Consider the following 10,040-nt stretch of genomic DNA (forward strand, 5'->3'; position numbering starts at 1 on the left):
TCCAGCTCGAAGGCGCACTCCACCCCGAGCACCGCGGCACGCTGCACCGCACCCGGCCAGCGGGCGAAAATCCGGGCCATCTCCGCGCCGGAGCGCAAGAATTGGATCGACGCGGGCGGCAGCCATCCGGCGATGTCGTCGAGGCTGCGCTGGGCCCGCACCGCGGCCACCACCGCGGCGAGCCGGCCCGCGCTGGGCTGGGCGTAGTGCACGTTGCCCGAGGCGACGGTGGGCAGGCCGAGCTCGGCCGCCAGGCCGGCCAGGACGTCGTTGCGCACCCCGTCCTCCGGATAGCCGAGATCGAGGAGTTCGACGGCGACGTGGCCACGGCCGAACCGGTCGACCAGCGCCCTGAGGGCGTCGGCGGCCGCGGCCGGGCCGTCCTCGACCAGGGCCCGGCGGACGACGCCCTTACGGCAGCCGGTCAGCACCACGACCTGGCCGCGCAGCTCGTCAACGAGCTGGTCATGGTCGTAGACCGGGCGACCCTTCTCCTTCCCGCGCAGCTGGGCGTCAGCGATCACCGCCGACAACCGCCGATACCCGTCCAGGCCCCGCGCCAGCACCAGCAGATGCTCACCCTCCGGGTCCGGGACGCCGTTCTGCCGCATCGACAGCCCCAGCGACAGCTCCGAGCCGTAGACCGTGCGCACACCCAGCTCAGCGGCGGCCTCGCTGAACCGGACCGCGCCATACATGCCGTCGTGATCGGTCAGCGCGATCGCATCCAGCTCCAGCCGTGCGGCCTCCTCCACCAGCTCCTCCGGGTGCGAAGCACCGTCGAGGAAGCTGAAGTTGGAGTGCACGTGCAGCTCCGCGTAGGGAACCCGCTCGCTCAGCGCGTCGTCGGCCCGGCGGCCGCGCAGATCCTCCGGCGCACCGCGGTAGCCCTCCCGCTTCCGCGACCACGCCGGCGAATCGTTGCCATCCCCGCCCTCCGGGACCGGACGGCCGTCCAGCTGCCGCTCCAGCTCCCGCCACGGCTGCTGCGGATTGTTGAAGCCCATCCCACGCACTCCACGACGTCACGAACCCACGCCCGCGGGGAAGACGAGCATCGAACATACGTTTGGATTGTCCGGCCGTGGCCGCCAAGATCACAAGGCGGAGTTGCGGGGTTCACCCGCGCAGGGCTGCACGGTCTCGCTACCTGCCGGGCTCCTCTCGGCGATGTCGGGGTCCGTAGCGAGGACGTGCACGGTTTCGCCGGTGCGCAGTGGTGCGTCCTGCGGGCCTTTGACGTGCGGGTTGATCCAGACCGGGCGGTGTTCGCCGCGGGAGGGGTACCACTGGTTGCGCCAGTGCCCGCGCACGGTCCAGCGGACGCGGTAGCTGCGTTCGGTGTTCTGCTCGCGGTGGGGCGTATCGGCGCGGTCGCGGATGCGGACGACCCGCACGGCGTGGGGGTTGTAGCCCTCCCGCTCGGCGCGCCGACGCAGGGTGCGCGGCAGCGGATGCTCGTCGACCTCGGTCACGCCCGGCTGGGTGATCAGCAACCAGGTCGCTCGCACCACCTGGCCCCATGCCACGGTGGTGTTCTTGACCTGCTGCCAGCCGACCTGGGTCTTGTCGAAGTCCTCTCCGTGGACGACGGTGCCGTGGCGGGTCGTCTCCTTGATGCGGATCCCGGCCGCGCCGAACCGGTTGACCAGCTCGTTGTCCCAGTTCAGTTCCGCGCGGGTCCGGCGGTAGAAGGTCTCCGCCTCCGATCGCGACATGCCGCGGTACTTCATGAGCAGTGGAATCTCGCTCTCGGGATCGCTGGCCGACCAGAACGTCAACCACACCCCCGGGTCGCCCTCGAGGACCCCTTCCAGCGGCCCCCAGGACGCGGCGACGATCGTGACGACGTCGAGCGCGTCGGGCGGTGTGTCCGGCAGGGCGTCGGGCAGGTAGGCGCCGATCGGCTCGGCGAACACCACGAACCCGTGCTCGGCCGGGACGTCCTCGGGATGCAGGTTGTGCACCGGCAGCGTCTCCGCGGCCGCAAGCGCCAACCGGGTCATGTCCTCGGTGACGTAGAACAGCTCCGCCGCCGCCAGCCGGCCGCGCTCCTGCTCCAGCAACTGCGCAGCATCACGCCGCAGATCCCCGCTGAGCCCGGGCATCGTGCCGCGCTGGTTCGCCAGGTTGTAGACCAGCGCCTGGAGTTGGAACGGGTTACGCAGGGAATCCGCGAGGGCTTCCCGGACTGATGGCAGCTCGCGCGGTGCCGGTGGGTTCCACCGTCCTGGAACGGGAGGTTCGTCGGGTGCCGTCACGATCACCGACTGTAGGCGTGGAGCTCGGCTGCCACGAGCGATCTCGGTAACTGCGCGATAGCAGGCAACCCGCCCCGCCGTACGTCGGCGAGTTCGTCGGTGAGCGGTCACCGTTCGGCCCCACTAGTCACCCTCGTCGACGAACGGATGGTCACCGCGACCGACTCCAGTACTACTCAGAGTGCAGAAATAATCGGGTTTACGATTAATCGAAATCGCCCTAGCTGGCCCGTAGTCCTGCGGTCAATCCGCCTCGCCACGAGCCGGACGCGGTGGTGAGCGCTGCCTTTCACGTGCGCAGACGTAGCAAGTACCCCCCTTGTCACACCGAAGATCGGTTGACCGTTGAACGAGAGATTGGGGCCGTTCGTCGCGAAAATATGAACAACCGCGGAGTAACCGACAGTATGACGGGGTGCCCTGGTTGCCCTGGATGGGCGAAGGCCGAGAGGGGCACGAGAAGAGGTGCGCGGGTCTCCTGCTGGCACAGAAGACCCGCGCCGTGTTCTGCCCACCGGATCGCTTGCGAACGAACGGAGACGAGAACGATGACGACAGTACCGACAGCGCGGCCGCGGACAAGGCGGTCGCGGCCGTCGCGCCGTGGGCGGTCAGCTGATGCGGTGAGCGTGCAGTACCTGCTTGCTCGAGCACGCCACCCGTGGCCTCCGCATCCGCGGCGGCACCGCCGCTTCGCGGCCGAGCCCGGGATCGGGTTGATCGGTGTGGTCGTCTTGTCCGGATGGTCGGCGACGCTGAGGCTGTTGGTGCTGCTGGCTGGCCCGGTCGTCGCCCTGGGAACCGTGGCGCCGGAAGCTGCCGGTGTCGCGGTCATGCCGCTGGTGGGCAGCATCGCGTGGCTGGCCCGCCGGCCGCCCGCTGGACGTGGGCGCGGCCCTAGCATCGCCGGGTCCCGGCACCGGTTGTCAGGTGCCGGGACCCACCTGGAATAAACCCAGCCGCCGGAGAATACGTCGTTATACACCTATCGGTGGCAGGGAGCCGCGGAGCTGCCGCGCCAGAGCACCCCTCGGTGCTGAGCGGGATCCCCAGGTCCCCGGCGCGGCTCGCTCACGCAAGCAGATCGACGTCGAAATGCTCCGACACGCTGTAGAGCAGCACGTAGCAGGCGTTGAAGTTGTCTCGGGCCAGGCTGCGGGGTTGCAACCACTGGTCGGCGATCTTGGCCCAGCCCTCGGCGCCGTACTGTTCGTCGGCGAACTCCGATACCAAGGCGGCCAGGGTCTCGGCGACCTCGGTGTAGCGGTCCTCGCTGGCGACCCAGCGGCGGAGCACGGCCGCGATCTGGTCGCGGGCCTCGCGGTGTACCCGTTTGGGGTTCGGCCCGGTGCGGCGCATCTCTTCCACGGGCAGGGAGTTCTTGTGGGGCCACAGATTCAGCTCGTTGCCGAACCACACGATCGGCATGAGGCTTTCGGCCTCCCACGAGCCCGGCCGGCCAGCGGTCAGCGTGCGCTGGGCGTAGGCAGCGGTTGCGCTGGGGTCGCGGTCCCAGGGGCCGAACCGTTCGCGAGCCTCGTGGTGGATCTGCTCCAGCGCGGAGGCGACGCTGGTGATCAGCTTGCGGCCGGCGAGGGTGAACGCGGCACGCAGCTCCTCGACATCCTGGGCGGTCGGAGGTTCGACCGGTCGCCACGGCCCGAAGTCGCGTTCGATGTCGGCCAGCGGCCGATCGGCCAGCAGGCGCCCCTCGATGGTGCTGGCGGCGGGGTCGTAGCCGCGGTAGCGGCCGGTGCCGTCACCGAGCCAGCCGTGGTTGTGGGCGTCGGCGATTCGATAGGGGAACTGCTCGGTGTTGGTGGCGGTGCTGATGCGTTCAGGCCTCCCGGCCGTTCTATAGGGACACGTACTCGCGGATCTTGCCGCGCACGTGCGGGCGGCGGTCGCCGAGCGCGATGCCCAGCGTCGGGAGCTGGCGGGCGATCTCCAGCTCGGTCAGGGGTGCGGTGACGGGAACGTCGGCGTACCCGCGGTCGTCGCGTTTCCACTTCGCGCCGGGTGTGATGCCGCGGATGCGGGTCACGACGCCGTCGACGACGTAGACGATGGCTTTCACGCGGGATTCGCGGTTGGCCGCGATGGGCCACCATTTGCGGTCGGCTTCGAGCTGGACCTCCTCGCTTTGCCCGGTCTCCCCGAATCGGCGGTTGTTGTAGGCATCGACCTTGCGGGTGCGGGTGTTTCGGTAGACCACCAGCGCGCAGTCGTGTCCGTCCTGGTGGGCGGCGAGCTGCTTGTACATGGTGGAGCGGGAAACCCGGAAGGTCTCGGCGATCTCGTCGACGGTGTACTTGCCGGAGTCGTACATGATCTGGGCCTGATCGATTTGCCGCTGGGTCAACGCCGGCGGACGTCCTCCGACACGTCCACGCGCGCGAGCCGCCGCCAGGCCCTCGCGGGTGCCTTCGACGATGGCTTCCCGGTCGAACTCGGCCAGCGCGGCCATGAACCGGAAGAACAACCGCCCCAGCGGGGTGGAGGTGTCGATGCCCTGCTCCAGGACCTCGAAGTCGACGTCGTGCTTGTCGAACCAGGCCACCAGGTCCAGCAGGTGCTGATGGTTGCGCCCGATGCGGCGCAACCGCGTCACCACGACCTGGTCGCCCGGCTCGAGCCGTTCGAGCAGCTGGTCGAGCTTGGGCCGGGAGGCGAGCTTGCCGGAGATCTTCTCGATGACGATGTTCTCCGGCGCGACACCGGCCGCGGTGAGCGCGTCGAACTGGCTTTCCGGGTTCTGCTCGCGCGTGGAGACGCGGGCGTAACCGTAGCGAGTCACGGCTGGCCGACCCCACCTTCCAGACATGAGTCCAGTAAACGCACGGTCCGGCTGTTTGCGGACGTTGAATACCGGACTGGTTTCAGGACTCATACTAGCCAGCAGTCGCACACCCCGGCGGCATGGGTCCACAAAAGGATCGTTTTGCAGACTCATCCCTCGACGGGGAAACGACTTCTCGGCGCAACATGTTTCACGTCGCGTACCCTATTGCGAGCTTCGCAATATATGGCGCATACTGAATCACATGACGAAGCGTGACATGATCGATGACCTGGTCGACATCGTGTACCCGTGGCCGGATCCGCTGCCTGATGACGCGGACGAGGAGGCGCGGTGCGGGCTCGACGCGTGGCGCGACGAGGTGGCGGAGCAGCGGCGCGAGTTCGAGCAGAACCTGCGGCTCACCGCAGAGCACGCCGAGGAGTACTTCGACCCGCTGCTGGCCGAGATCGGCACGGCTCGACAGGAGATGCGTGAGGCCGAGGCGCGGATGCGGCTGCTGGTGGCCTACGCCCGCGAGTTCGTGCGGCCCCAGCCGTACCAGCTCAAGGATCTGGCCGCCGCGACCGGGATGTCGATCTCCGGGACCCGTACCGCCTACGACGACGACGAGATCGAGGACGTCGCGCGGCGCCTGGGCCGCCCACCGCGCCGCAAGAACCCGACCAGCGCGGCGACCGCGACCGAACACGACACCACCGAAGCGGAGAACTGAGCATGGGCAAGGGGAACCGCTCCCGTACCGGCCGCGCCGACAAGCTCCGCCGCCGCGCGGCCCGCGCGGCCAAGCGCCAGCACGATCGTGGCGGCCACCGTCACCTCGACCTCGACCTCGTCAGCGTCTCGCCGGTCCCGGCCGGGCTCGACCTCGCCGGCTGGCACTACCTCGGCCCCGGAGACGACTTCGACGACGTCGAGGATCTGGACTTCACCGGGCCGGACGAAGCGCTGCTCGACACGAGCGGATGCCCGGTGGCCGAGACGTGCGCGGGCTGCGGTGACGTCTCCGGTCTGCGCCCGGTAGTCGCCGCGTTCAGCCGGCCCGGCGGCTACGACGTCGCGTGCACGACGCTGTGCCACGCCTGCGATGGCCGCTCGTTCCTGCAACTACTCGGCCCGGCCGCGCTCGAGGCCGCTTTCCACCGACACGCCAGCCATGCTCGGCCGGCCTCCCCCGCCACGGCCGAGCACGCCTAGCTCCGGGTTCGCACTTCCCGGGCGAGCGCGGGACGATCGGGGACTACAGCTGTCGTACGGGCTGCCGTGCAGGTCGGAAGGGTAGGCGTGCTCATGGGCATCACCGCCGCAGGGCTCGCGGTGCGACCGTTGGAGGCCGCTGACCATCACGCTGTGCTCGAGCTGGTCAACGCGGACAGGCTTCCCGGCCAGCCGGTCGCCACGGCCGAGATGCTCGGCGAGGCTCTGGCTGGCCGCTCGCCGGTCGACTCGTCGTGGTGGGAGGAGCTGGCCGCGCCGCGCACGGCCGTGGCCGCGACCAGCGATGGCGAGGTCGTGGGGGTGGTGTCGTTCTCCACGCGGTCCCGGGATGGCGCGGGGGTGCTGCTGTGGCTGCACGCGCGGGAAGACCGCACCACGATCGTGCCGCCCTGCGCGGTGGCGGTCGTGGTCTTTCCGCCGCCCCAGATTCCTTCGACGGTGATCAGCACACCGCGGGCGGCCTCGTACGGTGGCGGATCGGCTCGGCCGGCGACAAGGTCAGCGTGCGGCGGGTTCGCCGAGGAGGAGCCGAACTCGTCGCGACGCTGCCGTTGCCTGGTGACCTTCGTCGACGAGGGCCTTCAGCTCCTTGGCGTCCTTGACTTCGGAACCGCACCAGGGGGCGCCCACCTGCATGCATCGGCTCGGCGCCGCGAACTGTCACAGGAGGTCGTAACCGCTGCTAGATCCGCCTGGAAGCGCCCTGCTGATTGACATGGCTGCATCCTGCATGCAGGATATCTCCGATCGAGCGCGACAACCAACGGAGGTTGCCCATGACCGTGCGCGCCCCTGACTCACTGTCAGCCATCAACGCCGTGCAGCGCCGCAAGGCGATTACCGCTGCCTGCATCGGGAACTTCATCGAGTACTACGACTTCGTCGTGTACGGCTACTTCGCCACTGTCATTGCGAAGTTGTTCTTCCCCAGTAGTGACACCGCGGCCAGCCTGCTTCTGACTTTTGCCGCGTTCGCGGTCAGCTATGCGGCGCGCCCCGTCGGCGCGCTGATCTTTTCCCACCTCGGCGACAGGCACGGCCGCCGCACGCCGCTCGCGGTGTCCGTGATCCTCATCGCCGTCTCGACCACCGTGATCGGTCTCCTGCCCACCTATGGCCAGATCGGCATCGCGGCGCCGCTGATCCTGACCTTCGCGCGGATGGTGCAGGGCATCTCCGTCGGCGGCGAGTACGGCGGGGCGACCTCCTTCATCTCGGAGTACTCCGCGAGCCGCAGACGCGGGTACTACACGGGCTGGCAGACCTTCACGATCGGCCTCGCGCTGTTCACCGGTGGCGGGGTGGCCACCATCCTTTCCGCGGGCCTGTCCGAGCAGGCCTTGAGCTCCTGGGGATGGCGGCTGCCGTTTCTGGTCGGCGTCCCGCTCGGGCTGATCGGCCTGTACCTGCGGATGCGCCTGGGCGAGACGCCGCACTTCGAGGCCGCCCGCGCGCACGCCGATGTCGAGCGGGCGCCCTTGCTCGCCGGCATCCGGCGGCAGTGGCGCTCGCTGGTGATCGGCATGGGCGTGGTCGTCACGCCGGCGATCTGTATCTATATCCTGTTTGTCTACACCCCGACTTACCTCGGACAGGTGGTCGGCCACAGCCGGTTCGAGGCCCAGGCCGCGAACCTCGCCGGGCTGGCGTTCTACTGCGCGCTCATTCCGTTCTTCGCGCGGCTGAGTGACCGGGTGGGACGCAAGCCCCTCATGATCGCCGGCACCGTGGCGCTCGCGACCGTCACCTACCCGGCGTTCCTGATGCTCGGCAGCACCGACTTCCTCATCGTCGTCCTCGGACTGTGCCTACTCGGTCTCGCGTTCGCCCCGCACTCCGCGGTGATGCTGGCCGTGGTCGCCGAGCTGTTCCCGACGCCGGTGCGCTACACCGGCCTTTCGCTCAGCCTCAACATCCCGGTGACCCTGCTCGGCGGGACCGCCCCGCTGATCGCGACGTTCCTCATCTCGTGGTCCGGTAACCCGGCCGCACCCGCCTTCTTCGTCATCGCCGGGGCGATCGTCTCACTCGTCGCGGCGCTGGCGGCCCGCGAGACCGCCCATTCCGACCTGATCACTGCCTGACAGAAGGGAAAAGTCCTTAATGCGCCTGCTTAATGTGGCCGGCCGCGCCGTCCTCGAGACCTTGGACGGCCGGGCCGACGTCGCCACCGCCAGCCTCGGCCGGTTCGGTCCCGACCCCCAGTCCCTGTTCGGGGAATGGGACGCCTTCCGCGCGTGGGCCGAAACGGCGCGACCGGACCGCGGCCGCGAGCCGGTGGGACCGCTGCTGTCTCCGGTACCGCGGCCATCACAGGTTTTCGCGGTCGGGCTGAACTATCACAGCCACGCGGAGGAGACCGGTCTCGCCGCGGCGACCGGGCGGCCGCTGACCTTCACCAAGTTCCCCAGCAGTATCGCCGGCCCCGGTGGCGACCTGGTGCTCTCTGGCGACCAGGTGGACTGGGAAGTCGAGCTGGTCGCCGTCGTCGGCAGGCCCGCTCATCGCGTCGCCCCCGAGAAGGCCTGGGATCACATCGCGGGCCTGACGGTCGGCCAGGACTTCTCCGATCGAGCCGTGCAGATGGAGGGGTCGCCGCCCCAGTTCTCGCTGGGTAAGTCGTTCCCAGGCTACGGCCCGCTAGGGCCGGCTCTGGTGACCGCCGACGAGTTCGACGACCCCGACGACCTGCGCCTGACGTGCCAGGTCAACGGCGAGACGGTGCAGGAGGGGCGGACCAGGCTCATGATCCATCCGGTGGCGCGGCTGGTCTCGGCGCTGTCGTGGATCTGCCCGCTCAGCCCGGGAGACGTGATCTTCACCGGCACCCCGGACGGTGTCGGTATGGGTCGCAAACCCCCGCGCTATCTCAAACCCGGCGACACCGTCGTCACGACGATCGAGGGGATCGGCACCATGACCCATCGGTGTGTGGAGGAGGCGGAATGAGCGGCCGCAGGATTCCCCGCTGGTCCGACCTCGCCCCGTTACTGCGGCCTAAACCCGTTGCCCTCAACGGGACTCGGCGCCGTCTCGCCAACGCCGCGACGGTCGACGACCTGCGCGCCGTCGCGCGGCGGCGCGCGCCCCGTGCGGTGTTCGACTACACCGACGGGGGTGCCGGAGCCGAGATCTCGATGGCGCGGAACCGGGCGGCGTTCGACCGGATCGAATTCCGCCCCGCGGTCCTGCACGATGTGTCGAATGTGGACACATCCGCCACGATCCTCGGGCAGTCCGCCGCCCTGCCGATAGCGCTTGCGCCGACCGGGTTCACCCGCATGATGCACCACGAAGGGGAAGTCGCCGTCGCCAGAGCAGCGGCGGCCGCCGGCGTGCCTTACGCGTTGTCGACGATGGGCACGACCTCGGCCGGCGACCTGGCGGCCGCCGCGCCGCAGACACGCCGGTGGTTCCAGCTGTACCTGTGGCGAGACCGCGACCGCAGTATCGACCTTGTCCGCGCCGCGGAACGCGCCGGCTACGAGGCGGTCGTGCTCACGGTTGACACGCCGGTCGCCGGGTCACGGCTGCGCGATGTCCGCAATGGAATGACCATCCCGCCTTCGCTGACGGCCAGGACGTTCCTCGACGGGGCGCTCCGTCCGCACTGGTGGCTCAACCTGCTAACCACCGAGCCGCTGCAGTTCGCGTCGTTCAGCAGCTGGGAGGGCACGGTCGCGGACCTCGCGAATCACATGTTCGACCCGTCCGCCACGATCCAGGATGTCGCGTGGCTGCGTGAGACCTGGCCCGGCAAG

The 10,040-nt window shown here is 69.3% G+C and carries 11 protein-coding genes; 7 read left to right on the plus strand and 4 right to left on the minus strand.

The window, feature by feature from the left end:
- The coding region (locus ABFX51_RS39265) for a PHP domain-containing protein (RefSeq protein ID WP_346056963.1) at positions 1–1,007 on the minus strand (1,007 nt) is incomplete at its 3' end.
- A 90-nt stretch (positions 1,008–1,097) separates the two neighbouring features.
- A complete protein-coding gene (locus ABFX51_RS39270) occupies positions 1,098–2,261 on the minus strand; it encodes a hypothetical protein (RefSeq protein WP_346056965.1) in 1,164 nt (387 codons plus the stop codon).
- Between the two features lie 623 nt (positions 2,262–2,884).
- Between ABFX51_RS39270 and ABFX51_RS39275 the strand changes: the two genes are divergently transcribed.
- Positions 2,885–3,214, plus strand: coding sequence for a hypothetical protein (locus tag ABFX51_RS39275; protein WP_346056967.1), 330 nt, complete (start codon positions 2,885–2,887; stop codon positions 3,212–3,214).
- Between the two features lie 118 nt (positions 3,215–3,332).
- On the opposite strand, the gene ABFX51_RS39280 is transcribed toward ABFX51_RS39275, so the two are convergent.
- On the minus strand, positions 3,333–3,689 hold the full coding sequence (locus tag ABFX51_RS39280) for a hypothetical protein (protein WP_346056969.1): 357 nt from the start codon (positions 3,687–3,689) through the stop codon (positions 3,333–3,335).
- Between the two features lie 427 nt (positions 3,690–4,116).
- Positions 4,117–5,058 carry a recombinase family protein gene (locus ABFX51_RS39285; RefSeq protein ID WP_346056971.1) on the minus strand — a complete coding sequence of 314 codons (942 nt, stop codon included), beginning with the start codon at positions 5,056–5,058 and terminating at the stop codon, positions 4,117–4,119.
- Positions 5,059–5,305: 247 nt separating this feature from the next.
- Here ABFX51_RS39285 and ABFX51_RS39290 point away from each other — a divergent pair, with 247 nt between their 5' ends.
- The 6 genes from ABFX51_RS39290 to ABFX51_RS39315 form a co-directional block, all read left to right on the plus strand.
- The gene (locus ABFX51_RS39290; RefSeq protein ID WP_346056973.1) at positions 5,306–5,776 is read left to right on the plus strand and encodes a hypothetical protein; all 471 of its coding nucleotides are present in this window, start codon (positions 5,306–5,308) and stop codon (positions 5,774–5,776) included.
- Positions 5,777–5,778: 2 nt separating this feature from the next.
- On the plus strand, positions 5,779–6,258 hold the full coding sequence (locus ABFX51_RS39295; RefSeq protein ID WP_346056975.1) for a hypothetical protein: 480 nt from the start codon (positions 5,779–5,781) through the stop codon (positions 6,256–6,258).
- A gap of 93 nt (positions 6,259–6,351) precedes the next feature.
- Positions 6,352–6,993, plus strand: a complete 642-nt coding sequence (locus ABFX51_RS39300; RefSeq protein ID WP_346056977.1) for a GNAT family N-acetyltransferase — start codon at positions 6,352–6,354, stop codon at positions 6,991–6,993.
- Between the two features lie 62 nt (positions 6,994–7,055).
- Positions 7,056–8,363: an MFS transporter gene (locus tag ABFX51_RS39305; protein WP_150070960.1), complete on the plus strand. Its 1,308-nt coding sequence runs from the start codon at positions 7,056–7,058 to the stop codon at positions 8,361–8,363.
- A 34-nt stretch (positions 8,364–8,397) separates the two neighbouring features.
- A complete protein-coding gene (locus ABFX51_RS39310; RefSeq protein ID WP_346056979.1) occupies positions 8,398–9,228 on the plus strand; it encodes a fumarylacetoacetate hydrolase family protein in 831 nt (276 codons plus the stop codon).
- Positions 9,225–10,040 (plus strand): alpha-hydroxy acid oxidase (locus tag ABFX51_RS39315; RefSeq protein ID WP_346056981.1); only part of this gene is annotated, 816 nt, incomplete at its 3' end. The genes ABFX51_RS39310 and ABFX51_RS39315, both read left to right, overlap by 4 nt.

It is taken from the genome of Amycolatopsis dongchuanensis (assembly GCF_039542405.1).
Lineage (GTDB): Bacteria > Actinomycetota > Actinomycetes > Mycobacteriales > Pseudonocardiaceae > Amycolatopsis_E > Amycolatopsis_E sacchari.